This is a genomic window from Rhodoferax sp. U2-2l (genome assembly GCF_020594515.1).
In the GTDB taxonomy this organism is placed as follows: Bacteria; Pseudomonadota; Gammaproteobacteria; order Burkholderiales; family Burkholderiaceae_C; genus Rhodoferax.
The window spans coordinates 284210-308391 of record NZ_JAJCTH010000003.1; the positions used below are offsets into that span (position 1 = coordinate 284210).

Here is a 24182-nt window from a genome sequence, read left to right on the forward strand (position 1 = left end):
CAATCATGTTCGACTTTGATTGATATTGTGTGTAAAATGACAATACTCAAACTAATAACACAGACCAAACGAACAGAGTGAGAGGTGTGTTGTTGGCTCATGCAAGGAACTTTTCATCCATCGGCATGTCAAGATGTCTTGCGCGTTTTTGAGAAAACCCTCGCGCTGCCCGACGGGTTGTGGGGTGGCAGCGAGTGTCTAACTTCAGTTTTGGAGAATCAAGATGGCTGTGACGAACAAGGAAGAACTCTACGCACTGGTGGCGCGGGTCAAGAAGGCGCAAGCACTGTTTGCGACTTTCACGCAGGAAAAAGTGGATGCCATTTTCCGCAACGCAGCGCTGGCTGCCACCGACGCGCGGATCCCGCTGGCCAAGCTCGCAGTGACCGAGACCGGCATGGGTGTGCTGGAAGACAAGGTCATCAAAAACCACTTCTCGTCAGAGTACATCTACAACAAGTACAAGGACGAAAAGACCTGCGGCATCTTGTCTGAAGACGACAACTTCGGCACCATCACGATTGCTGAACCCATTGGCATCCTGTGCGGCATCGTCCCCACCACCAACCCCACCTCCACCGCCATCTTCAAGGCGCTGATCGCGCTCAAGACACGCAACGGCATCATCTTCTCGCCCCACCCACGTGCACGCAGGTCCACCTGTGAAGCCGCTCGTCTGGTGTTGGAGGCCGCTGTGGCAGCTGGTGCACCGGCCGACATCATTGGCTGGATCGACGAACCCACCGTGGACTTGTCCAACGAGCTGATGCGCCATCCAGACATCAACCTGATCCTGGCCACCGGCGGCCCGGCCATGGTGCGTGCTGCTTATTCCTCCGGCAAACCCGCCATTGGTGTGGGTGCGGGCAACACCCCGGCCGTGATTGATGAGACCGCTGACATCAAACGTGCGGTGGCCTCCATCCTGATGTCCAAAACCTTTGACAACGGCGTGGTCTGTGCGTCCGAGCAGTCGGTCATCATTGTTGAACAGGCCTACCAGGCGGTGCGTGAACGTTTTGCCAAACATGGCGGCTACATCCTGAACGCTGAAGAAGCCGAAGCTGTGCGCAAGGTCATCCTCAAAAATGGCTCACTCAACAGCGCGATCGTGGGCCAATCGGCCATCGTGATTGCAACCATGGCCGGGATTTCTGTGCCGGGTTTCACCAAGGTGTTGATCGGTGAAGTGACCGATGTGTCAACCAATGAAGCCTTTGCCCACGAAAAACTTTCACCCATGTTGGCCATGTACAAGGCCACAGATTTTGTTGATGCTTGCAGCAAAGCAGCGGCATTGGTGGCCATGGGTGGCATTGGCCACACCTCTTCGCTCTACACCGACCAGGATTTGCAGGGTGACCGCATCGCCTACTTTGGCGACAAGATGAAGACCGCCCGCATCCTCATCAACACACCGTCTTCACACGGTGGTATTGGTGACCTCTACAACTTCAACCTCGCGCCGTCCTTGACCCTGGGCTGCGGCTCTTGGGGTGGCAACTCGATTTCCGAAAACGTCGGACCCAAGCACCTGATCAACAAGAAAACCGTCGCCAAGAGGGCCGAGAACATGTTGTGGCACAAACTCCCCAAATCCATCTACTTCCGTCGCGGCTGCCTGCCGATTGCCCTGGAAGACCTGGCAGACCGCAAGCGCTGCCTGATCGTGACGGACCGGTACCTGTTCGAAAACGGCTACGTGGACGACACCACGCGCATTCTCAAGAAGCAAGGCCTGGAAGTGGAATGTTTCCACGAAGTGGCCGCTGACCCGACCCTGGCGGTGGTGCGCAAAGGTCTGTCGATGGCGAACGCCTTCCAGCCCGACGTGATTCTGGCGCTGGGTGGTGGCTCACCGATGGATGCGGCCAAGATCATGTGGGTGATGTACGAACATCCGGAAGTCCAGTTTGAAGACTTGGCGCTGCGTTTCATGGACATCCGCAAACGCATCTACAAGTTCCCCAAGATGGGCCTCAAGGCCATGATGGTCGCGGTGCCAACCACCTCCGGCACCGGCTCCGAAGTGACCCCGTTTGCCGTGGTGACCGACGAAGTGACCGGTGTGAAGTACCCGATTGCCGACTACGAACTCACACCCAACATCGCCATCGTGGATGCCAACCTGGTCATGAACATGCCCAAGTCACTCACCGCTGTGGGTGGTATCGACGCGGTGACCCATGCGCTGGAAGCTTATGTGTCGGTGATGGCCAACGAGTACTCTGATGCACAAGCCTTGCAGGCCCTCAAGCTGCTCAAGGACTACCTGCCAGCCTCGTTCATCAACGGTGCCAACGATCCGAAAGCACGTGAACAAGTCCACAACGCGTCGTGTATCGCCGGTATTGCGTTTGCCAACGCCTTCCTGGGTGTGTGCCACTCGATGGCGCACAAGCTGGGTGCCGAGTTCCATCTCGCCCACGGCCTGGCCAACGCGCTGTTGATCTCGAACGTCATCCGTTACAACGCCGCTGACATCCCGACCAAACAAACCGCCTTCAGCCAGTACGACCGGCCCAAGGGTGTGGAGCGTTATGCCCAGATCGCCAAACACCTTGGCCTGGAAGCCACCAGCGACCATGACCACGTTGAGAAACTGGTGGAGTGGGTCGATGGCCTGAAGAAGGTGCTGGGCATTCCTGCCTCGATCCAGGCCGCCGGTGTCAACGAAGCCGAATTCCTGGCCAAGGTGGACAGCCTGGCAGAAGCCGCGTTTGACGACCAGTGCACCGGCGCCAACCCGCGCTTCCCGCTGATCAGCGAACTCAAGGAACTGCTGATCCACAGCTACTATGGCAACGCCTATCACGAGGTATATGAGTCTGAGGCCCAATAAGCAAGACGCAAGCGACGCGCCCTGATGGCCCAAGCCTCGCCGGACACGGCGGGGTGGATGGGCCTTTGACGGGCGCTCAGTCGCCGAGCACCACCCGATTTCGCCCGGTGTTTTTCGCCTTGTACAGGGCTTCGTCGGCGCGACGGTAGAGGCTTGTGGCGGTGTCAGCGGCGGTGACTTCGGCCACGCCCAGGCTCATGGTGATCACGCCGAGCGGGGGGTTGGCTGGGTGGGTGAGGGCCATGTCTTGCAGGGTGGTGCGGATGACTTCGGCTGTGGCGAGAGCCTGGTCGGCGTTGGCCCCTGGCAGTAGCACGCCAAATTCTTCGCCGCCCATGCGTGCTGGCATGTCGAGCTCGCGCCGCAAGGTGGTGCGCAGGCCATGGGCAACTTTTTGGAGAGCCTCGTCACCCGCCGGATGACCGTACGTGTCGTTGTATTTTTTGAAATGGTCCACATCCATCAGGATCAGGGCGGCCGGCAGCTGCTGGCGCGCGTGCGCTGCCAGGAGGTGATCCAGCCGTTCATTGAATGCGCGCCGGTTGGGCAGGGCGGTCAGGGTGTCGGTTTGCGACAGCTTTTGCAACTCTTGCACCTGATCGTGCACCACCGCCACCAGACCGCGCGTGTAGCCCGCCAGCGCGGCTATTTCGTCTTGGCCGCTGACGGTGACGTCGCCGGTCCAGCACTTGGAGTCAACGATCAACCCCAGCTCTCGCCGGAGCTGGTTGAGGCGTTTCACCACCACCAGGTCCAGCAGCAGGACCAGCAAAAACCCGCAAGTCACGATCAGGGCGATGACCAGGGCCTGCGTGGCGGCATAACTCCGGTTCGCAACCAATGCTTGTTGGCGCGGCCAGGTCATCTGAATTTCAGCGATGGTTTGACCTGACAGGCCGGTCAGCGGGTAGTGCAATTCCAGATGGGTGTCGTGGGTCAGGATCTGCACGGCCTCCGGGCTGAACGGCTGTTCGCCCGCAGCGCTGCGTTGCGCGCCCATGGCCAGGGTGGGCACGGTGCTGATCTTGAACTGGAGGTCGGCAACTTCAGAAATCTGCCGGACCATCTGCGCATCAACCCAACGGCCTAACAAGATGTAACCGCGCGACTGCCCCCCGCCTTCGCTGTCCAGGATCGGGCTCAAGCAAACCAGTGCCACCCGGGCCTGGGCCTGGATGGCGCCACAGCCACTGGCGGCTTCGCTCAAACGCACATAAGCGGGATAGTGGTGTGCGTCTTTCCGGATGACCTCGGTGGCGGGTGTTTCGCCGTTGGGGCCGGGCACCTCGGTCACATCCAGCAGTTGGCCGGACAAGTCCAGCAGCGCCAGAAAATCGACGCTCGCCACGGCAATGGCCTGCACGCTCAACTCGGCTTCGCGGAACTTGTCCGTGCGGTTGGCAAAATAATCAAACAGCCCCGTCCAGTTGGACCACGACTTCAAGGTGCCACTGAGTTCCAGCTCACGCGCCTGAAACGTGCTGATCAGGCGCCGCAAATCGCCGCGCGCCTCCACTTCTTCCAGCTGGATTGCTTTTTGATGGCTGTCCCAGCGCAGGGCCACCAGCGTCAGCAGTGCCAAAACCGACAAGATGCTGATCAGGTAGAGAGAAATTCGTCGCTTGAGCCCCAATTGAAATCAACCCTTTTTTTCGTTCGGCCAGAGGTGCGCGGATGTGGTGTGCGCTTGCCATCAGCTGCTCGGTGAGATGGCACCCTCGGGTGTGTGCCATGTGCAAGAGGTGTCCGAGCCATCGTCGAACAAACTTTGCAGCAGTCGCTGGTGCGCCTTGGTTTGGGCACATCATAAGGGGGCCGCGCCGAGGTTTCCAAACAGCCTGCAGGCCGGCAAGTGCGTGGTGCATAATCCACTGCCCGCAAAGGGATGACGCAGCCGGAAAAACCGGTTTCTGAAAACCTTATCAATCAACAGTTTAGGTGGTGTTTGGACCTGAGTTCGTTCACCGCCAGCTGCACCAAGCCCCCGCTGTTGATCGGGCCAACCCCACGAACCCATTGATGACCACGCCGCATGCAGCATAAGGACCATTACGCCGCGTTGGGCCTGCCCAGCTCGGCCACACTGGCTGACATCAAGAAAGCCTTTCGCCAGCAGGCGTCTGTGCACCACCCGGACCGCAACGCCTCGCCGCAGGCACCGGCGCGTTTTCGGGCGGTGCAAGAGGCTTACGAGGTGTTGTCTGACCCGGGCTTGCGCAAAGCCTATGATGACAATCGCCAGCGCAACCTGCTCGACAGCCCCCTGGACACTGCCCGCAGCATCTGGCTCGACTATTTTGGCCGCCTGGTTTGAGGCTGGCCCCACCGAAAGTAACGCCATGAGCATGTCTGCATTTTTTCGCGCCTTGCGCTCGTCCTACCAGGCCGAGATCGACGACCTCGCCTCGGACTCCGAGGGCAAGGATGTGCTGCGCCGACGCCTGCTGGAAAAGCGCGGCCAGATCGCCTTTTTGAGCCAGATGATGGAGTCCGCCCCCGAGATGGTGGCGGTAGCTTTTCATGGTGGCTTCCACTTTGAGCTGCCGGCCGTCATGGAGCAGCTGCTGACGCTGGAGTCGGACGAGTTCCCGGATTGGGACAGCCTCTCTGACGCCGTGCAACTCACGCCCTGGGCCAAAGACATGGCCGCCGTGTTGCTCAAGCAACCGCAGGGCGACTGGTTCATGACGGTGGCCGCTGCGCTGGAATATATGTACCACCGCCCGTCGCCGCACCACCATGAAGTGGCGCATGCCGACGAGCACGGTGAACACGGTGCGCGGGGCAGTTCGCGTGACCTGGATCATGGCCACGACTTTGATGCGGATGACGATCATGCGCACAAGACCGACCAGGACCACGACGAGGCCAGCGCAGACTGGCTGGAAGACCAAGGTTTTGACCGCAAGGAGTGATATGCAGCATTTGGCCCTGATCGAAAAAACCCAGTCCCTGATCGCCGCTGGCGACATCGTCGGCGCGGAGCATGCGTTGGTGGCATTGGCCGACGCGCAGGGCGACGGCGCCCTGATGGAAGTGCTGACGCAGTTGCCTCCCAAAGACGTGCTGGCGATCATCCGCGAGTACGACAACTCCAAGGCCTCCATCATCAACCTGATGCTGACCCCCGAGCAATTTGCCCGCGCCGTGGTCATCGAGAAGCAGTACCGCGACCTGACCCGCGCGCATTTGCGCGGCATGATGAACTCGGTCATCTTCCGCGATGGCGCGGATTCGCTGGCGTTTTTGACCGCGATTGGTGACCTGGAAGGCGGCAGCGAGGCGCTGGCCGACTACTTTGAGGAGAAGTGGAGCCGCATCGAGGCGTTTGCCCGCACTGGCACCTTTGACACGGTGGAAGACGACGGCGCGATGATCGACGAGGACGACCTGCGCGCCAACGCCTGGGCGCGCCCGCGTATCGAGCTTGATGAGGTCGCCGACCAGGACTGGATGCAAACCGCCTGGCTGCTGCGCCACGAACTGCCTGACCTGTTCATCGAAATGCTGGTGGTGTTACGCGCCAAGGCCCGCGCGTTTGAACTGGGCCTGGACGCCGAAGACCTGGAAGAAGACGACGGCAAGGTCGAAACCCGCGACACCGATCTGGGCAAAGCCACGCCAGCCGCCCGCGAGTCGGACGAAGAATCCGCCATTTAGTTTGAACAAGACAGGCCGCCCGGCCTGCTTTTGCACCGCATGACCACCACCTCAGCCCCTGCCGCAGGCACCGTCTCGCTGTTTGATAGCCGCCCTTTTTTCGAAAAGGCGCTGATTTTTGGCGTGCAGCACGGGCTGATCGATCAGGCCAAACTCGACGAGATTGCCGCTGACGCACCCAAAGGCATGGTGCAGATTGCGCGCTACTTCGGCAGCGAATATCTGCGCCCCGAGCTGGAGAAAGCGCGTGACCGCATCGTTAATCTGGTCAGCCTGCACCTGCAGACGGCCAGCGCGGGCGATCTGCACGTGGCGGCCACCTTGTTGCGCGACCACTCCTTTTTGTCGCGCTCCAAAGCCGGGTCGGACATGCTCAAGGCGCTGATCGTGATGCCGCAAAACACCCATTTCGGCATGAACGAGCGCGGTGGTTTTTCAGACCGCCACATCCCGCAACTGGCGCGCTGGTCCTTGGCCCCGTTTGTCGAAGTGCAAGCGGAATTGGCGGTGCGCCAGCGTGTGGCCCAGGTGGTGGACGCCGCGCTGTGGCTGGCGGATCAGCTCGGCCTACCTGCCGACGAACTGCAAGACTACGAGCCCGACGCCGAAGCGGTGATCCGCACCGCCTTGCTGGCGCTGGCCACCCGGCGCAAGGCGCTGCCGGACTGGGCAGACTTTGAAAAAATGGTGCTGGCCCTGCGGCGCAAAGACCCGGCTGCGGTGGCGTCAAGTGTGGTGTTGCCCAAGAACCTGCCACCCGAGTACCACGAGGTGGTGACGTCAGTGCAACAAAGTGTGCTGGCAGATTTACCCCGGCTGCTCGATGGGCGGCTGGGCATCCGCAAGCTGTTTGACCAGACCCCGGCCTTCATGGGGCGTTATTTCTGGATCGAAGACGCGTTGAGTGAAGTCGGCCAGCATGACCGCGAGCGCTCGGCCGCCTGGGACAAGCTCACCCAGGGCCATGGTGACGACGGCACGTTGCTGACCCTGTTGGTGTGTGTGGCGGCGGGCAGCGCCCCCAAAACCCTGCTGACCGACAAGTCAGCTGCGACGCTGATCCGCAAGATGCGCAAAAGCGGTTTTCAGCCCGAACTGGCGGCGGCCTTCATCCGGGACCACGCACCCGAGCAGCACCAAGACGACTACGCCCGCTTGTGGCAGGACTTTGTGGCCGAAGCCCAAGCCACCCTGCTCAGCGACTTTGACAGCAAGCTCAGTGATGCGCTGTCGTTGTTGCGGCGGGAATGCAACGTGGCCTGATCCGGCCAGTTTTGGGCAGCGCCTCAGGCGTGCCGGGTTGAGAAAAGCTGCGACAGTTCGCGGTCCATCAAATCAGCGTCGCCGGTGTTGAGCTCCAGCAGACGGCGCAGCAGCGTCAGGCTGGCCAGGTCGATGTGCTCGCAACGCAGGCCCACGTGGCAGTCTTTCAAGTGGGCGATGGTGCCCGCCATTTCAATGACCTCATCGTCGCCCGACAGCGGCAACAGCAAACGGCAAGGCGCTTGCAACTGGATGTCTTCAGGCACATCGGTCTGCACCAGTGCGCCTTTGAGGGCAATGTCCAGCAGGGTCACTTCCAGATTTTTGCCAGGCAGGTGCAGTGTGACGGCAGCGCTGAACGGGACGCGCGAAAACTGGCGGTGACCTTCGGCAGGGATGGCATTCATGAGGTTTCCTTGGGACGTGGCGTGAACCGGTGCGGCTCAAACTCAAATCATAAAGCACGCCAAATCGCATGGGATGAGGCTGGGTGCAGCGGGACTCCAAGCTACAATTGAACCGTGGAAGCTTGGCCGAGCGGTTTAAGGCACCGGTCTTGAAAACCGGCGATGTTTTACGACATCCGTGAGTTCGAATCTCACAGCTTCCGCCAGCATACAACCCCAAGTGATTGATTCACTTGGGGTTTTTTTCTTGCCTGACGCAAGCGGTGTGTCAGTACAACACCACATGCCAGCGACCGCTGGCCAGCAGGTTCTGGCGAATGTGGGTCCAGGCCTCGGTGCCGCCCAGGATGTTGGCGAAGCTGTCTTCCACCCGGCCCAGCATGGCGTGCGGGCCGGCGATATAGACCTGGGTGCTGGCCTCTTGCAGCATCTCCCGCACCTCGGCGGCATTTTTTTCAATCGCCAGTTCCACCGCTGGTGGTTCGTCAAAATGCGGCCGCGGGCTCACCGCCTGAAAAGCCTTGAAGGTGGACTGATCAAAATAGTTCGCCAGATCCTGGTTCTGGTCGTTCATGTAGAGCATTTCCAGGCCGCTGCGGGCACCGTAAAACAGCCGCACCTTGCCGTCCCAGCCGCCCAACGTGTCGTAAATGCGGTTCACCAGCCCGCGAAAGGGGGCAATGCCGGTGCCCATGCCCACCATCAGCAGGGGCGACTGGCGGTTGGCCGGGATCGAAAACGGGTGGCCTGAGGGGCCCGAAAAACGCACCACGCTGCCCAGCGGCAGATCACACAGGTAGTTGGAGGCGACACCGGCATAACGCTCGCCACTGAAGTCATCGAGGTAGCTGCAGCGGCGCACCAGCAACGAGAACTCGGTGTGTTGCGCGTCGACGTGGTCGATGTGCGCCAGCGAATACAGGCGGGTGTGGTGCTGGTTGCCAAATTGGCCGGGGGCCATGATCTGGATGCATTGGCCGATCCGGGCGTCAAAGCCGGCATCGTCGGTTGAAAAGATCATGTGCCGCACATCTTCGGGGGAGTCGGGCGGCGTGATCCGGCTGCTGCCGATGAGTCTGGCCGTCAGGAGCCGTTGATCATCTGCGGTGGGGGTGTCGGTGCTTGGCATGGTGTGGGTTCCTTGTGGGTGGTTGGTCAGGTTTCTTTGGAACGGTTGGCAACCGGGATGGGCCGCTGTGGGGTGGTTGGGCCGGGGGGACTGCTGCAGGTTTTGGCACAGCCGCCGCAGCCGCCGCCACAGCCCGCGCCCGCTTCCCGGAACGGGCCCGCCTCGGGGTGGCGCGCTGCCACACGGCGCGCCAGGGTCTGGACCGTGATCCAGACGCCCAGCAGCACCCCCAGGGTGGCCAGCGCGCTCAAATAGTTGGCCAGCACTTTAGTTCCCCAGCCCGGCAAAACCCATGAACGAGAGTGACAGCAGCCCGGCCAGCATCAAGGCCAGGGCCGAACCGCGCGCGATGTCTGGCACCTCCACCAGTTGCATGCGTTCGCGCAGGCCGGCCATCAGCACCAGCGCCAGCGTGAAGCCGATGCCGCCGCCCAATGCAAACGCCATCGACTGGACAAAACTGTAGTCACGCGCGGTCTGGAACAGCGCCACGCCCAACACCGCGCAATTGGTGGTGATCAGTGGCAGGTAAATGCCCAGGGCCCGAAACAGCGCCGGGCTGTGTTTTTTGAGCACCATCTCCACCAGTTGCACCGCTGACGCGATGATCACGATGTAGGAGATCAGCCGCAAAAACTCCAGGTGCAACAGGCCCAGAAGCCAGTTGAGCCCAAAAGCGCACAGCGAAGCCACCACCATCACGAAGGTGGTGGCCACGCCCATGGGGAACGCTGTTTCCAGCTTGCCCGATACGCCCAAAAACGGGCACAAACCCAGAAACATGGCCAGCACAAAGTTGTTGGCCAGGATCACGCTGATAAAAATTTGATATGCCGATTCCTGCATGATGCTCAAGCCTTTGCGGCAGCTGTTTTGACCAACAAGGTTTTGGATTTGCGCTTTTCCCACCAGGCAAACAGCAACAACCAGGAGCCCAGCACAAAGAAGCCACCCGGTGGCAGCACCATCACCACCCAGGGCTGGAAGTCCGCCCCGAACAGGCTGATGCCAAACAGGCTGCCGGCACCCAGAATCTCACGCACTGTGCCCAGTGCCAGCAGCCCGATCATGAACCCCAACCCCATGCCCGCCGCGTTGACCATGGCGCGCAGCGGCGGGTTTTTGGAGGCATGGGCTTCGGCCCGGCCCAGAATGATGCAATTCACCACGATCAGCTGGATAAACGCCCCAAGTGCTTCGTACAGCGCCAGGCTGATGGACTGAATGGCGTAGTCCACCACCGTGACAAACGTGGCAATGATGACGATGTAGGTGGCGATGCGTACCTCTTTGGGAATCACCTTGCGCAACAGCGACACCAGCAGCGCCGAGCAGACCAGCACCAGCAGCGTGGCCACGCCCATTGACAGCGCATTGATGGCAGACACCGTGACCGCCAGGGTGGGGCACATGCCCAGCATCATCACAAACACCGGGTTCTGGCGCCAGATGCCTTCCGTGAAATCGTCCCAGCTGACGCCGCCGGTGGCGTCCACAGCAGGCTTGGTCTTGGGTTGCTCACTCATTTTGACGATCCGATCTTGTCGAGTTGGGGCACCAGCACGGGCAGCAGCGCTTGCGCCGCGTCGTTGATGGCGCGGCCCACCGCCCGCGAGGTGACGGTGGCGCCTGAGATGGCATCCACCTGCCAGGCCTGGGTTTTGCTGCCGTGCTTGACGGTTTTGACCTCGTTGGCCAGGGCTTTCATGTCAGCCGCCAGCCGCACATCCAGCGCCTTGAAATTGGCCAGAAAGTTGGCGTCTTTTAGGATCTTGTCGCCAATGCCAGGTGTCTCTTGCATCGACACCACGCTGAAGCCCACCACGCAGTGGCAGGGCGGCGAGTAGCCAAACATGATGCGCACATTGCCGGCGTAACCCTTGGCCGAGCCTTCGGCGGCAATGCCCATCAACTGGCCTGATGCGTCAAACGCCGCGTGAAAAGGCACACCGTCAGCGGCGGTGTCAGCACCTGTCAACGGTCGGATACCGCCGTTGGGCCGGGCCACATAGGCCACCGTTTTGGCGGCACCCGGCAACACCTTGTGGATGGCGCGCTCCATGGCCACCCGGCGGTTCTCCTGGACCGAGCTCAGGCTGCCTTCATAGGCCACCACGATGATCAGCCCGCAGATGGCCGCCACCAGGCCCAGCGCCAGCAGCATGGCACGGGTGGGCGTTGGCGGTGCCGCAAGGGGCAGGGCAGGTGTGCTCATGATTTTTTGGGCTTGTTCTTGAGGAATTGCTTCTTGGGCGTCACCGCATTGGCCTCTTCACGCGAGATGTACTCGGGGTGCAGCGGGTAACTGGCGCTGCGCTTGGGCCGCAGCAGGCCCGACTTGCCAAACGGTGTGGGCTGGGTGATGCGCTCAATCAGCGGCGCGGCGGCATTGCCCAGCAAAATGGCGTACATCACGCCTTCCGGCAGGCCGCTGTAATAGCGGATCACCACTGTGAGCAGCCCGATGACCGCGCCATACACCCACATGCCGCGTGGCGTGACCGGTGAGGTGGCCATGTCGGTCGCCATGAACACCGCGCCCAGAATCAGCCCGCCCGAGAACAGCATGAAAAACGGGTCCGGGTAGTGCTGCGGCGCAATGGCAAACAAAATCCACGCGGTTAGCCCGGCGCTGCCGATGATGGCCACCGGAATGCGCCAGTCCATGAAGCGACGCAGCGCCAGGTACATCCCGCACAACAGGATCAGCAGCGGCGACGGCCCCACGGCCATGTGGCCGGCCAGCGAGGTCAACAAATCTCCCGCCGGGGTCAGCTCCCCTTCAAACTTCCACTTGGCCAGCGGCGTGGCGCCACTCAAGCCGTCCACGGTTTGGCTGCTCACCCAGGCCACGGTGTCGGGTGGCAGCATGAACGGCCAGGCCAGCGTGCTGGGAATGAACTCGGTGAAACGCCCGGGCAAAAAAGAGGGCGTGTAGGTGGCAATGGCTGACGGAAAAGCCGCCTGCACAAACGCCCGCCCGACCAGCGCCGGATTGAACACGTTGAACCCAATGCCGCCAAACACCGCCTTGCCCAGCGCCATGGCCACAAAACCCGCCACCACGCCCATCCACAAGGGGTAACCCGGTGGCAGGGTGAGCGCCAGCAAGAGGCCTGTGATGGTGGCCGACCAATCGGCCAGCGAGCCCGATTGGGTGCCGGTCTTCACAAAAAACCGCTCGGTCAACAAGCAGGTGCCGGTGATCACCACGATGGACGCCAGCGCCGAAATGCCGTACTGGTAAACGTAAAACAGGCACACCGGCAGCAGCGCACCCACCACGTTGCGCATGATCTGCTCGACACTGCGTGGTGCCTTGATGTGCGGCGCGCTGCGGATTTCAATGGTCGCGCTCATGCGGCACTCGCCTTTTCACGCAACACCTGCTTGGCGATGCGAAATTGCTGGACCAGCGGGATGTTGGACGGGCAGACATAGGTGCAGCAGCCACATTCAAAACAGTCCCCCAGGTGGTAACGCTGGCCCATCAGCTCGTACTCGCGTTTGGCGGCCAGCATGCCCAGCGTGGACGGGTTCAGCCCCATCGGGCACGACTCGACACACTCGCCGCATTTGATGCAGGGGTAGGTGGCGCGGCCATCGCGGTCGGCCATGTCTTCCGGCTGGAACACCAGAATGCCGGACACGCCTTTGGTCACCGGCGTGTCCAGCGAGGCCACCGATTGGCCCATCATCGGTCCGCCCAGCACCAGCTGGCAGGCGTTGGCCGCGTTTTTGTTGACCCCCGCCCACTCCAGCACAAACGAGATCGGTGTGCCCAGCGGCACACGGTAGTCGCCTGGGCGGCTGACACCTGGGCCGGCAATGGTCACCACGCGCTCGGTCAGGCCCTGCCCGGCGGGCAACAGTTGGCCCAGGGCCGCCAGCGTGCCCACGTTGTTCATGACCATGCCCAGCGACACCGGCAGCGCGCCGGACGGAATCTCCACGCCAAACAGCGCCATCAGCAACATCTTCTCGGAGCCTTGCGGGTACTTGGTGGGCACGGCTTCCACAAACAGGTTGTCCGCTTGGGTGGCGTTTATCGCCGCCTGGATGGCAGCCACAGCGTCGGGCTTGTTGTCTTCCACACCGACGATGCCGCGCACGGCCCCGGTGGCGCGCATGGCCAGTTGCATGCCCAGCACCAGCTCGGGCGCTTTTTCCAGCATCACGCGGTGGTCGCAGGTCAGGTAGGGTTCACATTCGCAGCCGTTGACGACCAGCGTGTGGACCTTGGCCTGCTTGGGCACCATCAGCTTGGCGTGGGTGGGAAAGGCCGCGCCACCCAGACCCACCATGCCGGTGTCCCACACCGCCTGCAAAATTTCAGACGCGTCCAGGCCGGACAGGTCACGCGGCACACCCCACAAATCCTCTTGCGTGGCCCCTGCGTGCGGGCGGATCACGATCGATTCGGCCCACGGCCCGCGGGCTGTCGGGCGCAGCTCGATGGCCGTCACCACACCCGTGGCCGGGGCATGGTGCGGTACCGACAGCCAGTCACTGGTTTTGGCAATCGGTTCACCACGCACCACCTCCTGCCCCACGCGCACGATGGGCTGCGGGGCTTTGCCGATGTGTTGTGACAGCGGCACGATCAGGTGCTCGGCATACGGCAGCCGCCGAATCGGCGTGCGCGCGGTGTGCTTGTTTTGCGGCGGGTGGATGCCGCGCGCAAAGGTCTCGCCGCGCAGGAAGTTCAGAAACTTCATAGAGGAAGTCTTGCGTCGGCCATCAGTTGTACTTGGCGGCACGGGCCAGCAGCTTGTCCAGCCCCGGCTCGGACGCATCCCACGGGGTGCCCGGGTGCAGGCAACCGGCGGTGCATTTCTCGGCCGCCTTGACCAGGTCCTTGTACTTGGCCCCTTTGGCATTGGTCACCACCACCTGTTTCTGGTCGTTGTAGGCAAACACCTTGGGTGCCAGCGTGGTGCACTCGTCGCAGGCGGTGCATTCCGGGGTGTCGACCCAGCAGGCTTCGTAACCGCCGCTGGGAACGGCCACCGCCACGGTCTCAGGGGCGACCGGCTGCGCTGCGGCTGGCACGGTGGGTGCGGCAGGTGGAATGTTGCTGCCCGACAGGCCCAGGCTGGCGGAAATGCGCTGCAACAACTCGGTGCGCACCCGCGTGGCCACGGCTTCGTCGTTGACCGCGGTGTGGTCTTCCGGCCGTTTGGCCACATCCTTGAGCTGCTTCCAGAAATTCTGGCGCTCCTCGCAGGCCAGCACCAGCTCTTTGGAAACCAGCAGGCGCATCAGACGGTTCTTGGTGTCCGTCGCCCAGATGTAGGGGTAGCGGCCTTCGCGCTCGTCTTGCGGCAGGGTCAGCAACTCGGCCAGTGGCAGCATGGCGTCGTTCCAGGTTTCAGGCGGGGCCTTGCGGAACTGCTTGCTGAACCGACCCTCGGTGGCGGCAAAGTCGGCAAAGGTCACCGGCAATTCCATGCGCAGCTCTTCGCCCGCTTCGTCCAGGTAGGGCAGGGAATAGACCGGCCAGTCGGTCTCCATCGACGGGTTGCCTTCCAGGCTGACACACTCCGAGAACGTGGTGCCGGCATCGGGGTCGAAGCGGAACAGCGGGTAGGCGCGGCTTTCCACCGCCAGCTTGCTCTGGTCCACGCTCTTGTCGTCCCCCACGCCATGCTCGGGCGGGCACACCGCGTAGATGTTGAACAGGGCCGGGCGGCGCGAGTTGAGGCCCTCGATGTAGCCCTCCAGCAAATGGGTCACATGCGCGATGGTGCTTTGCAGCACAAACGAGGTGCGGTGCGCCATGGCAATCACACTCATCTCCTTGCGGATCTCGGTCTTGCCGTGCATGGCCTTGCCGTAGGGTGCCATGTCCGACACCTGGCTGATGAAGCCCGAGGTGCAGGCTTGGCCGCCGGTGTTGGAATACACCTGGGTGTCCACCACCAGCACCTTGATCGGTTTGCCCGACATCATGGCGCGTGACAGGTTCTGGAAACCGATGTCGTACATGGCGCCGTCACCGCCCAGGCTGACCACCGGCGGGCACAAATGCCACTCGTCGTCGCTGAACTGGGGCCAGTCAAAACGTTTGAAGAAGTCGGCATCGCGCTCGTCGATGTACTCGCCTTTGAGCTCCAGCTCGGCCATGCGCACCGCCTTAAAGCCCTCGGCCATCTTGGCCATGTGGCCCTCGAACAGGCCCATCGCCACCGAGGGCGAGTCCTGGAACAGGTGCGAGGTCCATGGGAACGGGTACGGGTGGTAGGGGTAGGTGGAGCCCCAGACCGAGGTGCATCCCGTCGAATTGACCATGCCCATGTCGGCGCGGCCGCGTTTGCTCGGGCCTTCCACATAACGCCAGCGCAGGTCTTTGAGCTTGTCCAGCAGCTGGGCGGTGCGTTTGATCCAGGCCGGGTCGAGCGGCTGCGACGGTTTGTTGGCAGACAGGCTGGCCGCCAGCGTGGACAGCGTCAGGTCTGAGCTGCTGGCGTTGACGGCAGACACCACCGCACTGGCGTCCGACAGGTCGATGGCGTTGGCCAGCCGGTTGCGCATGTGTTGTTCCAGGTCGGTGATGAGCTGGTCCAGCCGCGCCACGTAGTCGCGCACGCGGGGTTGCATCAGCGCGGCAGCCGCGGCGGTGAACAGGTGGATGGCGGTTTTTTCGCCGCAGCCCAGGCAGGCGCCGTCGCCGCAGTTCATCGAGTTGTAGGTGGTTTTGTCGAGCAGCAGGGTGTCGAGCGCGCCGATTTTCTCGTCCAGGCTGTCGATCCGGCTGTAGTCCTTGGAGGTGGTGGGCAGGTCCAGCCAGAAGTCCCAGTCCTGGCGCAGCGTTTGCACCGAGCTTTCTGTCTGCGTCACCATCTTCAAGGCCTTGTCCTCACACACGGTGACACACAGGGCGCAGGATTTGCAGGTGAGCGGGTTGACGGTGATCGAGAACAGGCCGCCGCTGCCGGGGGCTTTCTTTTCCTTTTGTGTCCAGTAGGGTTTGGTGGTGGCGAACTGGAAGTTGCCCAGCTGGGCTTTGAGCAGTTCAAATTCGGCGCCAAGCTTGACGCGCTCTTCTTCGGGTGCATCGGCAATGGTGGCGTCAATCGCCTGGTCGATCAACGGGCGCACGGCCACGCCGTCCCCGGTGATCAGGGCGCGCAGTTTTTTCTCAGCCACACGCACCGCGCGGCGCAGGAAGCGGGTTGGGGTGCCGCTGGTCTCTATCCGGTTTAACGCGGTGGTGAAGACCTCCGGCAGACTGTTGACCAGACCCGGCATGGCGCTGTCGGGACAGACGGTGTAGCAGGCGCCGCAGGCGGTGCAGTTCTCAGCTTGCCAGACCGGGTGTTCAAAACGGATGCCGGTCATGTCGCGGTAAATGCCGGTGGCTGCCGGTACCAGCGAGGCACCGATGAACGGGTCCACCAGGTTGTCGTTGCCCTTGCCGGTGGCATAAAAATGGCCGGTTTGCTCCCAGAAACGGTGCATGTCCGCCACCGGTGGCAGGTGTTTGGCATCAGCCACCGGGGTGCGCAGCAACATCGTGGGCAATCCAGCGCCCACCTTGCTCACCGACAGATGGTGGTTGCCCAGCGGTTTGTCGGTGATCTCGCGGGTTTCCACGTAGCCGCGTTTGACCACGGTCAGGTTGTTTTGCACCACCCGGCCGCCTTTGCCGCCGAACTTGGCTTCGAGCTGTTTTTCAATCGCGCGGAACAGGGTTTCTTCGCTCAAGCCCGCGTTCTCCCGCACCGGGGAGGCGGCAAAAAACGCGCCCTGGAAGGCGTTGCCCTGCATGCGCAGCATCAGTTCGGCGCTGCCAGCTTCCTCGCGGGCGATCTGGAACGCGTCCAGGTAAAACACGCGGATTTGCTGCTCGACGATCTGCTTTTGTGCCCACGCCGGAAAGGCGCCCCAGGTGGCATCACCCAGATTGCTCTGGATGATGAAGACGCCGCCTTTTTTCAGGCCGGTGAGCGGGTTCGAGTGGCCGAACACGGCCGGGTCGGGCGACAGCACCACGTCCAGATGCACGTATTCGCTGTTGACGCGGATCAGCTCCGGTGCGGCGGACAGGTAATAGGTGGTGGGCTGGCCCTTCTTTTCCGAGCCGTACTTGGGGTTGGCCTTGATCTCGTAACCCAGCAGGTCAAACAGGGTCATCGCCAGGTTTTTGCCGGTGGTGATGGCACCCCAGCCGCCAATCGAGTGCATGCGCACGGTGATCGCTCCAGGCGGCATCAGGTTCGGGTTTTCGCTGCCATGCACGGCCAGTTCGCGGATGCGTGGGTAAGCGGCGTGCAAGGCTTCCTGGTGCAACTCGTCCTTGGGGTTGATCGGGTCGCGGGCGAAATCGACCGACAGGTAAAAGAACGAGCGGCGCTGGCCGTTGGGCAGCATGTTCTCGAACGCGCCAATCAGGCCTTCGGGTTGCAGGTCGCGCGAACCCAGGCCGTAGCAGCCCGAGTACAGCCGTGGCATCTCGGCAGCGGGGATGCAGGCATAACCCGGGTTGGGCAGCTCGGCGTTGATGTTGGCGCCACGGTCCGCTGCGGCCTGGCCGTTCTCCAGACATTTGGAGAGGGTGGCGCGCACTTCGCGCATCAGCGGCAGGTCTTCGGCCAGCGGCTGGTCGGTGCGTTCCAGCACCGCCACGCCCTTTTTGCCACGCAACACATGGCCCAGCAGGTCGCCGGGGAACGGGCGGAACATGGTCAGGTTGACCACGCCCACCTTGAGTTTGCGGGTCGTGCGCAGGTAGTCGGCCACGGCCTCGGCCTGCACGATCATGCTGCCCATGCCGAGGATCAGGTAGTCGGCGTCGTCACATTGCCAGCTGCTGACCCGTTGGTAACTGCGCCCGGTCAGGGTGGCGTACTCGGCCATGCTGGCGTCGGTCATGGCGGCAATGTGGTCGAAGAAATACGGGCGCTGGCCCGCCACCGACTGCATGTAGGCGTCCTGGTTCTGCACCGAGCCTGAGAGCATCGGCGCATCCACGTCCCAGATGGCGGGCACCCGGCGGCGTTTGGGGCCGTAGAGCATGGCTTGCGCCGGGGTGGGCGTGTCGATCAGGTCGTCGGGCTTGCCGAGGAATTCAGCCACCAGCTCGCGCTCGGGCAGGCGGGCGGATTCGATCAGGTGGGTGGTCAGAAAACCGTCCTGGCCGACGATGGCCGGTGTCAGCGACAGCTCGGCCACCTTGCGCGAGATCAGGTTCAGGTCGGCCGCTTCGGTGGCGTTTTTGGCCATCACCTGGATGAAACCGGTGTCGTCAATGCAGTGGTAGTCGTCATGGCCGGCGTGCACGTTCAGGCTGGCCTTGGTGATGGCGCGGCAACCCATGTTCAGCACGTAGGGCAGGCGTTTGCCCACCGTGGCGTAGAGCGACTCGTGCATGAAGGCAATGCCCTGGCCTGAACTGAAGTTGGTGGCGCGCAGCCCGGTCATCGACATACCGGCGGTGACGCCTGCCGCAGCGTGTTCGGACTCGGGTTCAACAAAGATCAGTGGCCGGTCCGAGATATTCAGGTGCCCGGCAGACACTTCCTCGGCCCAGTATTCACCCATTTGGGTGGACGGGGTGATCGGGTAGGCCCCGGCTGCGTCAGAGGCCTCACGCTCCACGTGGATCACCGCCGTGTTGCCGTCCACCGCGTCGCGGATGCCGGGGAATTTGACCTGGCTGAGGTCGGTCGCGGCCGCGCTGGTGTCACCCGTCAGATAGTTGAGCATTTTTTTGAGCATGATGGTGTTCCCGGAGAAAAATTAAATCGTTGGGCGGGTCGCGACAGGCGCACCGCGTTAATGCTTGAGCGGCAACGGGTCGTTGCGCAGGATCTTTTTGGCCGAATGCCCGCGTGCGCCTTGCGCCAGGTCGTCAAACCAGACGATGGCGCCGGTGGGGCAGCGGTCGGTGAGGTGGCGGCTGGCCTGGTCGTGCCAGTCGTAGTCGATCTCGACCAGGTTGTTTTTGAGGGTCAGCAGGCCCGCTGGCGCATCGGCCACACATTTGCCGCAGGCGGTGCAAGCGACTTCGCAGGCCGCTTCGGCGGCGTCGCCATCGGCGCGGTTGCGGCAGGCCACCCACAGTTTGCGCTGGGTGGGTTGCAGCGAAAACAGGCCTTTGGGGCAGACCTCGACGCAATCGTTGCAGGCGGTGCACAGGTCGGGGTCTACCACCGGCAAGCCATGCCGGTCCAGATGGATCGCGCCCTGCTTGCACACCGTGGCGCAGTCGCCCAGCCCCAGGCAGCCCCAGACACACTCCTTGCCGCCGCCACTCACCACCGCCGCGGCCCGGCAGGTGGACAAACCGGCGTAACGCGCCCGGGTGTAGGCCACATGTTTGCCACCCGCGCAGGCGAGGCGCGCCACGCGGCGTTCCACATCGCCCGCATCCACACCGAGCAAACTGGCGATGGCGCCGACCTGCAAGGCATTGTTCACCGTGCATTGTGCGGGCACCACGTCACCGGCGATGACTTTTTCGGCGAAGTTGCGGCAACCGGCCAGACCACAGGCACCGCAGTTGGACTTGGGCAGCAGCTCTTCCACCGCCTCGATGCGCGGGTCTTCATAGACAAACAGGCGCCGGTTGGCCAAGGCCAGCACGCCCGCCAGCAGCAGGCCGAGCACGGCCATGAACAGGCCGGCACTACCAATGGTTCCAACTAGTTCCAACGGATGAACTCCACAAAGATCGACGCCAGCCCCGGCGGGGCTCAGGCTGTCAGTTCAGGGAAATAAGCGGTTTTGCGGCGGCTGCCGTCTTTGCCCACCAGCAAGGCGTCCACCTGCGGCAAGGCGGCGGCGAGCGCCAGCGCCTTGTCCACCCCCATCACCAAAAATGCGGTGGACAGGCCGTCGGCCATCAGCCCGGTGGGCGCCAGCACCGTGGCACTGGCCAGGGTGGTGGGCGAGTCGCCCGTGGCGGGGTCAAAAATGTGGTGGTGGCGGAAGTCCGGGCTGAATACCGTTTCGTAGTCGCCGGAGGTGGCGAGCTGGCGGCCATCCAGCGGCACCCGGGCGGCCAGGGTATCGGCTTGCCGTGGGTTTTTGATGCCCAGCACCCAAGGTTGGTCGGTCGCCTTGTGGCCGAGGACGCCAAATTCGCCGGTATCCAGCAGGGCGTGGGTGATGCCATGGGCACGCAAGGCCGCCAGGGCCAGGTCCACCGCGTAACCTTGCGCCAGCCCGTTGAGGGTGATGGCCATGCCGGGCTTGGTCAGCCGAATCTGGTCAGCGTCCACGCGCACATCCTGCCAGTTGACCAGCGCTTTGGCCTGGGCGATGGCGGCGGGGGCGGGTAACGCCCCTTGGGCCTGAGCCTGGCTGAACGCCAGCCACAGCGGTTGCACGGTCACGTCAAACGCGCCGCCTGTCTGGCTGGCGAGTTGCCGGGCGTAGTCCAGCACCTGGCGCAGATGGGGGTCAGGGTTGGCAAGCTGTCCCGTGGCGTTGAGCTGGTAGACCTGGCTGTGGGGCTGGTGCAGGCTCATCAGGGCGTCCACCTGGCTGATGTGACGCAAAGCCTCTGCGATGGCCGCTTGTGCGGTGAGCGGGTCCTCGTGCAACACGCGGATGGCCACCGTGGTACCAAACGCTCGCCCGCCGCCTGTGTGGGCCGTCAGTTCAGGCAAAGCGCTGGCGCGCGATCCCCAATAGGCCAGCCCTCCCAGAGAAGCCAGACCCAGAGAGGCAGAAAGCAAGGTGCGACGGTGCATTCAAATTCCCTGTAAACATTTGTACGCAGTTGCGAACATTTGTGAACATTTTAAATTCAATACAGGGTTTTTTGGACAAGTGTAAACATAAACTTACACCTGTCTGGCGCATTCTAAGTCTTTGATTTATATAAGTTCTGGCGCGAAATCCGGGTGAGTGACAGTTTTCGGGGCGTTGGCTGCGGGCGGCCGGCCGCGGGCCTAGTTTCCTAATATGGGAAACAGTTTCACCAATCCGTCTGACATCACTTCCACCGCCAGCGCCGCCAGGATCAAGCCCATGAGCCGCGTCATGACATTGATGCCGGTCTTGCCCAGGCTGTGCGCGATCGGCTGGGCCAGCGAGAAACACAGCGCGGTGGCCAACGCCACCACCACACCGTAGCCCACCAGGGTGGTGAGCTGCAGCACGGTTTTGGCCTTGTCGGCGTAGATCACCACGGTGGACATGGTGGCCGGGCCGGTGAGCAGTGGAATGGTCAGCGGCACCACGGCAATGCTGGCGCGGGCGGCGGCGTCATGCATTTCTTCCGCGTTGGACTTGGCTTCGGCCGGTTGGGCGTTGAGCATGGCCAGCGCCGAGGTCAGCAGCAACATGCCGCCACCGACCTGAAAGCTGGCCAGCGAGATGCCGAAAAATTCCAGAATATGCAGGCCCATCAGCGCGCAGGTGGCAATCACCACAAAGGTGCTGAAGGACGCGATCAGGATGGTGCGTCGGCGCTGCTCCGGCGTGAAGTCCACCGTGTAGTGGATGAAAAACGGCACGATGGCCAAGGGGTTGACGATGGCCAGCAGGGTGACGAGCGGTTTGAAATCCATGGTGGGCATGGTAGCCGCTGGTGCGCCAGCGAACGCTGGATTCTTTGGGTAAACGTGCGCCGGGTTGGCGCAGGCAAGGACGGGTCGCTAGGAGGCTGTCGGACTTGGAGCGCCGAAAGCGAAAATCGGCCCCAGCGAGCACAGTTTTTGTCGGATTTGCAGCCCAATAGCCGAGCTATTGGGCAAAAAGCTGAAAAAAAATGGGCCGCTGCGGTCGATTTGCAGCCGGTGATTTCCAAGTTTGACAGCCTCCTAGTTGTCTGAGCGTAAAAAATCACGCAACGGCGCCAGCGCACGCTCAGGGGCTTCTTCTTGCGGCAGGTGGCCCACACCGTCCAGCGCCACCAGTTGGCTGCGTGCCAGGGCGTGGGTGTAGTCCGCGGCGTTGCTGAAGGGAATCAACGCGTCCTGCTGACCCCAGATGAGCAGCGTGGGGGCGCTGATGCGCTGGAGCAGCGGCACCGGGTCGACCAGCACACTTTGCTGCAGGCGCGCGATCATGGCCTGGCGTGCGCCAGGGGCCAGCATCAGATCGTGGTAGCGGGTGGCGCGCTCGTCGGTCAAAGCGGCGGCGTCCACGTAGGCGGGCGCCAGATTCATGCGCAGCAGCCATTTGGGCAGCGTGAAACGCATCAGTTGCAGGGTGGCGGGCACGTCCGGTTTGACGCCGTAGGCAAAACCCGGGCTGGCAAACCCGTCGGGCGCCACCAGCACCAGTTTGTCGACCCGCTCGGGGTGGGTGGCCGCCAGGGTCCAGGCGATGCGCCCACCCATCGAGTGCCCGACCACGCTGGCACGCGGCACAGCCAACTGGTCCAGCAGCGCCAGCAACAGCGCCACCGAGCGGCTGTCGGTGTAGTCCCCGGTCGCGTCGGGGCTACTCAGGCCGTGGCCGGGCAGGTCCAGGCGGATCACGCGCATGTGCTGCGACAAGTTTTGCGCCCATGGCTCCCAGGTGTGCAGGCTGCTGGCAAAGCCGTGGATCAGCAGCACTGCCGGGGCGTCACGCGGGCCGGTGTCGCGCACATGCAGGCTGGTGCCCAGCACCGTCACGCGGTCGGTGGGGGCGGCCTGGTAGCTGCGCTGCAGTTGCGCCAGGTCACGGTCTGGCGTCCACAGAAGCCACAAGCTTAGCAGCAGGATCAGCATGAGGATGACTTTCAAAACCCTAGCGCGCAGAGCGCTCCAGATAGCGCTTTCGCCAGAAAAACACCACCAGCGCCAGTGCGGTGAGCGCCATCGCGCCCATGGCCAGCCAGAAGCCGTTGGAGCGGTGCAGCAGCGGAATAAATTCGAAATTCATGCCAAAAATCCCGGCAATCAGGTTCAGCGGCAAAAACACCGCGGTCAGCACGGTGAGCGTGCGCATGATCTCGTTGGTGCGGTGGCTTTGGGCGTTGAAGTGGATCTGCACCGCGGTCTCGGCGTTTTGCTCGAGCTGGCGCACATGGTGCACCACGCGCTCGATGTGTTCCAGCACGTCGCGGCTGCGCACCTGAAGCAAGTCGCGCTCATGGTGGCTCAGGTGGGTGTCGGTCTGCGGCCAGTGTTTCAGCGCCTCGATCCAGTCCTGAATGGCTGTGCGCTGGTCCTCGCACACCTCGTCGAGCAGGTGCAGCGAGCGGCGGGCATCGAGCAGGGTGCTCCAGTTGGAAAACCGGGTTTTGGGGTTGAGCAGTTCACTTTGCCAGTGGTCCAGCTGGTGGGTGAGTTCACGGCGCAGGGCCAGAAAACCGTCCACCATGTGGTTGACGATGCGCAGCATCAGGTCAGCCGGGCTGCTGGGCACACCGCGCGCCCCGGTGGAGCGGCCATCGGGCAGCGCGGCGCTTGCCTGGTTGCCGCCAGCGGTCAGCAGCCGTTGGGCGTAACTGTCGCGCAGCCCGCAGTTTTCCGGGTGGACACTCAGCAGAACCCGGTCAAACACCACAAACCCGATGGCGCTGGTGGCAATGCGCTGCAAGATGGGTGGCCCGCGGCGTTTGGTGGTGGGTGGCGGCGCTTTTTCGGGCGGGGCCTCGTTGACCTCCACCGCATCGGTCAGGCGGCGAAACACCAGCAGGTCGTACTGCAGGGTGTAGTCGTAGCGCGAAGGCAGATGCTGGTTGAGCAAGTCCGACACATGCAGGTCCACCAGCGGTGTCTCACACAGGCGTTGCAGGGTGGTCTGCAGGGGCGCTTGCAGCTGCTCGAGCTCGGTGCGGGTGCAGGCCAGCCACAAAAAACCGTGTGTGGGCAGGCGCAGGTCGTCCAGCGACGCGGTGTCACTGTCGTTGACCTGGCTGCCATGGATGGTGAACGCCCGCATGGTGTTGGTGCTGCTCCGCAATCGGCCGCTTGCCCTGATGCATCAGGGCAAG

Annotated in this window: 20 protein-coding genes and 1 tRNA gene; 6 read left to right on the forward strand and 15 right to left on the reverse strand. The window is 62.7% G+C overall.

Going from position 1 to position 24182, the window contains the following annotated elements; translation table 11 throughout:
- The first annotated feature begins 223 nt into the window (after positions 1–223).
- Positions 224–2842, forward strand: a complete 2619-nt coding sequence (gene adhE, locus LHU53_RS04445; protein WP_227330879.1) for a bifunctional acetaldehyde-CoA/alcohol dehydrogenase — start codon at positions 224–226, stop codon at positions 2840–2842.
- A gap of 76 nt (positions 2843–2918) precedes the next feature.
- Here the strand turns inward: adhE and LHU53_RS04450 are convergent, their stop codons facing one another.
- On the reverse strand, positions 2919–4433 hold the full coding sequence (locus LHU53_RS04450; protein WP_227330880.1) for a diguanylate cyclase: 1515 nt from the start codon (positions 4431–4433) through the stop codon (positions 2919–2921).
- 441 nt (positions 4434–4874) lie between these two features.
- Between LHU53_RS04450 and LHU53_RS04455 the strand changes: the two genes are divergently transcribed.
- From LHU53_RS04455 to LHU53_RS04470, 4 genes are read left to right on the forward strand one after another with little or no spacing between them, the layout of a single operon-like run.
- Entirely contained in the window at positions 4875–5156 is a 282-nt protein-coding gene (locus tag LHU53_RS04455; protein WP_227330881.1) for a DnaJ domain-containing protein, read from the forward strand.
- Between the two features lie 25 nt (positions 5157–5181).
- Positions 5182–5757: a hypothetical protein gene (locus LHU53_RS04460; RefSeq protein ID WP_227330882.1), complete on the forward strand. Its 576-nt coding sequence runs from the start codon at positions 5182–5184 to the stop codon at positions 5755–5757.
- A gap of 1 nt (position 5758) precedes the next feature.
- The gene (locus tag LHU53_RS04465; protein WP_227330883.1) at positions 5759–6502 is read left to right on the forward strand and encodes a hypothetical protein; all 744 of its coding nucleotides are present in this window, start codon (positions 5759–5761) and stop codon (positions 6500–6502) included.
- Between the two features lie 39 nt (positions 6503–6541).
- Positions 6542–7765 carry a hypothetical protein gene (locus tag LHU53_RS04470; protein WP_227330884.1) on the forward strand — a complete coding sequence of 408 codons (1224 nt, stop codon included), beginning with the start codon at positions 6542–6544 and terminating at the stop codon, positions 7763–7765.
- A 23-nt stretch (positions 7766–7788) separates the two neighbouring features.
- Here LHU53_RS04470 and LHU53_RS04475 read toward each other — a convergent pair whose 3' ends face one another.
- Positions 7789–8172 carry a PilZ domain-containing protein gene (locus tag LHU53_RS04475; protein ID WP_227330885.1) on the reverse strand — a complete coding sequence of 128 codons (384 nt, stop codon included), beginning with the start codon at positions 8170–8172 and terminating at the stop codon, positions 7789–7791.
- A gap of 116 nt (positions 8173–8288) precedes the next feature.
- Between LHU53_RS04475 and LHU53_RS04480 the strand changes: the two genes are divergently transcribed.
- Positions 8289–8378: transfer RNA gene (locus LHU53_RS04480), tRNA-Ser, on the forward strand.
- Between the two features lie 62 nt (positions 8379–8440).
- Here LHU53_RS04480 and LHU53_RS04485 read toward each other — a convergent pair.
- From LHU53_RS04485 to LHU53_RS04545, 13 genes are all read right to left on the reverse strand, one after another.
- The gene (locus LHU53_RS04485) at positions 8441–9301 is read right to left on the reverse strand and encodes an FAD-binding oxidoreductase (protein ID WP_227330886.1); all 861 of its coding nucleotides are present in this window, start codon (positions 9299–9301) and stop codon (positions 8441–8443) included.
- 26 nt (positions 9302–9327) lie between these two features.
- The gene (locus tag LHU53_RS04490; protein WP_227330887.1) at positions 9328–9567 is read right to left on the reverse strand and encodes a hypothetical protein; all 240 of its coding nucleotides are present in this window, start codon (positions 9565–9567) and stop codon (positions 9328–9330) included.
- A 1-nt stretch (position 9568) separates the two neighbouring features.
- Complete coding sequence (locus LHU53_RS04495) at positions 9569–10147, reverse strand: electron transport complex protein RnfA (RefSeq protein WP_227330888.1); 579 nt, start codon at positions 10145–10147, stop codon at positions 9569–9571.
- Between the two features lie 5 nt (positions 10148–10152).
- Positions 10153–10827, reverse strand: a complete 675-nt coding sequence (rsxE, locus tag LHU53_RS04500; protein ID WP_227330889.1) for an electron transport complex subunit RsxE — start codon at positions 10825–10827, stop codon at positions 10153–10155.
- The gene (locus tag LHU53_RS04505) at positions 10824–11516 is read right to left on the reverse strand and encodes an RnfABCDGE type electron transport complex subunit G (RefSeq protein WP_227330890.1); all 693 of its coding nucleotides are present in this window, start codon (positions 11514–11516) and stop codon (positions 10824–10826) included. Before LHU53_RS04505 ends, rsxE begins: the two co-directional genes overlap by 4 nt.
- A complete protein-coding gene (locus tag LHU53_RS04510; RefSeq protein WP_227330891.1) occupies positions 11513–12661 on the reverse strand; it encodes an RnfABCDGE type electron transport complex subunit D in 1149 nt (382 codons plus the stop codon). The genes LHU53_RS04505 and LHU53_RS04510 overlap by 4 nt, the downstream gene beginning before the upstream one ends.
- Complete coding sequence (gene rsxC / locus LHU53_RS04515; RefSeq protein WP_227330892.1) at positions 12658–14019, reverse strand: electron transport complex subunit RsxC; 1362 nt, start codon at positions 14017–14019, stop codon at positions 12658–12660. The genes LHU53_RS04510 and rsxC overlap by 4 nt, the downstream gene beginning before the upstream one ends.
- 22 nt (positions 14020–14041) lie before the next feature.
- Positions 14042–19021: a 2-oxoacid:acceptor oxidoreductase family protein gene (locus LHU53_RS04520; protein WP_227330893.1), complete on the reverse strand. Its 4980-nt coding sequence runs from the start codon at positions 19019–19021 to the stop codon at positions 14042–14044.
- Between the two features lie 57 nt (positions 19022–19078).
- Positions 19079–19957, reverse strand: coding sequence for a (Fe-S)-binding protein (locus tag LHU53_RS04525; protein WP_227330894.1), 879 nt, complete (start codon positions 19955–19957; stop codon positions 19079–19081).
- 41 nt (positions 19958–19998) lie between these two features.
- Positions 19999–21000 (reverse strand): FAD:protein FMN transferase, encoded by a 1002-nt coding sequence (locus LHU53_RS04530; RefSeq protein WP_227330895.1) that lies wholly within the window; start codon positions 20998–21000, stop codon positions 19999–20001.
- Positions 21001–21201: 201 nt separating this feature from the next.
- A complete protein-coding gene (locus LHU53_RS04535) occupies positions 21202–21822 on the reverse strand; it encodes a MarC family protein (protein WP_227330896.1) in 621 nt (206 codons plus the stop codon).
- A 252-nt stretch (positions 21823–22074) separates the two neighbouring features.
- Positions 22075–22971 (reverse strand): alpha/beta fold hydrolase, encoded by an 897-nt coding sequence (locus LHU53_RS04540; RefSeq protein ID WP_227330897.1) that lies wholly within the window; start codon positions 22969–22971, stop codon positions 22075–22077.
- Between the two features lie 19 nt (positions 22972–22990).
- Positions 22991–24130 (reverse strand): magnesium transporter CorA family protein, encoded by a 1140-nt coding sequence (locus tag LHU53_RS04545; protein ID WP_227330898.1) that lies wholly within the window; start codon positions 24128–24130, stop codon positions 22991–22993.
- Positions 24131–24182: the final 52 nt, after the last annotated feature.

Excerpts from the sequence above, each read along its gene's own strand:
- adhE (WP_227330879.1), top strand. The coding sequence starts at position 224 with ATGGCTGTGACGAACAAGGAAGAACTCTACGCACTGGTGGCGCGGGTC.
- LHU53_RS04455 (WP_227330881.1), top strand. The coding sequence starts at position 4,875 with ATGCAGCATAAGGACCATTACGCCGCGTTGGGCCTGCCCAGCTCGGCC.
- LHU53_RS04460 (WP_227330882.1), top strand. The coding sequence starts at position 5,182 with ATGAGCATGTCTGCATTTTTTCGCGCCTTGCGCTCGTCCTACCAGGCC.
- LHU53_RS04465 (WP_227330883.1), top strand. The coding sequence starts at position 5,759 with ATGCAGCATTTGGCCCTGATCGAAAAAACCCAGTCCCTGATCGCCGCT.
- LHU53_RS04470 (WP_227330884.1), top strand. The coding sequence starts at position 6,542 with ATGACCACCACCTCAGCCCCTGCCGCAGGCACCGTCTCGCTGTTTGAT.
- LHU53_RS04475 (WP_227330885.1), bottom strand. The coding sequence starts at position 8,172 with ATGAATGCCATCCCTGCCGAAGGTCACCGCCAGTTTTCGCGCGTCCCG.
- LHU53_RS04485 (WP_227330886.1), bottom strand. The coding sequence starts at position 9,301 with ATGCCAAGCACCGACACCCCCACCGCAGATGATCAACGGCTCCTGACG.
- LHU53_RS04495 (WP_227330888.1), bottom strand. The coding sequence starts at position 10,147 with ATGCAGGAATCGGCATATCAAATTTTTATCAGCGTGATCCTGGCCAAC.
- rsxE (WP_227330889.1), bottom strand. The coding sequence starts at position 10,827 with ATGAGTGAGCAACCCAAGACCAAGCCTGCTGTGGACGCCACCGGCGGC.
- LHU53_RS04505 (WP_227330890.1), bottom strand. The coding sequence starts at position 11,516 with ATGAGCACACCTGCCCTGCCCCTTGCGGCACCGCCAACGCCCACCCGT.
- LHU53_RS04510 (WP_227330891.1), bottom strand. The coding sequence starts at position 12,661 with ATGAGCGCGACCATTGAAATCCGCAGCGCGCCGCACATCAAGGCACCA.
- rsxC (WP_227330892.1), bottom strand. The coding sequence starts at position 14,019 with ATGAAGTTTCTGAACTTCCTGCGCGGCGAGACCTTTGCGCGCGGCATC.
- LHU53_RS04520 (WP_227330893.1), bottom strand. The coding sequence starts at position 19,021 with ATGCTCAAAAAAATGCTCAACTATCTGACGGGTGACACCAGCGCGGCC.
- LHU53_RS04530 (WP_227330895.1), bottom strand. The coding sequence starts at position 21,000 with ATGCACCGTCGCACCTTGCTTTCTGCCTCTCTGGGTCTGGCTTCTCTG.
- LHU53_RS04535 (WP_227330896.1), bottom strand. The coding sequence starts at position 21,822 with ATGGATTTCAAACCGCTCGTCACCCTGCTGGCCATCGTCAACCCCTTG.
- LHU53_RS04540 (WP_227330897.1), bottom strand. The coding sequence starts at position 22,971 with ATGCTGATCCTGCTGCTAAGCTTGTGGCTTCTGTGGACGCCAGACCGT.
- LHU53_RS04545 (WP_227330898.1), bottom strand. The coding sequence starts at position 24,130 with ATGCGGGCGTTCACCATCCATGGCAGCCAGGTCAACGACAGTGACACC.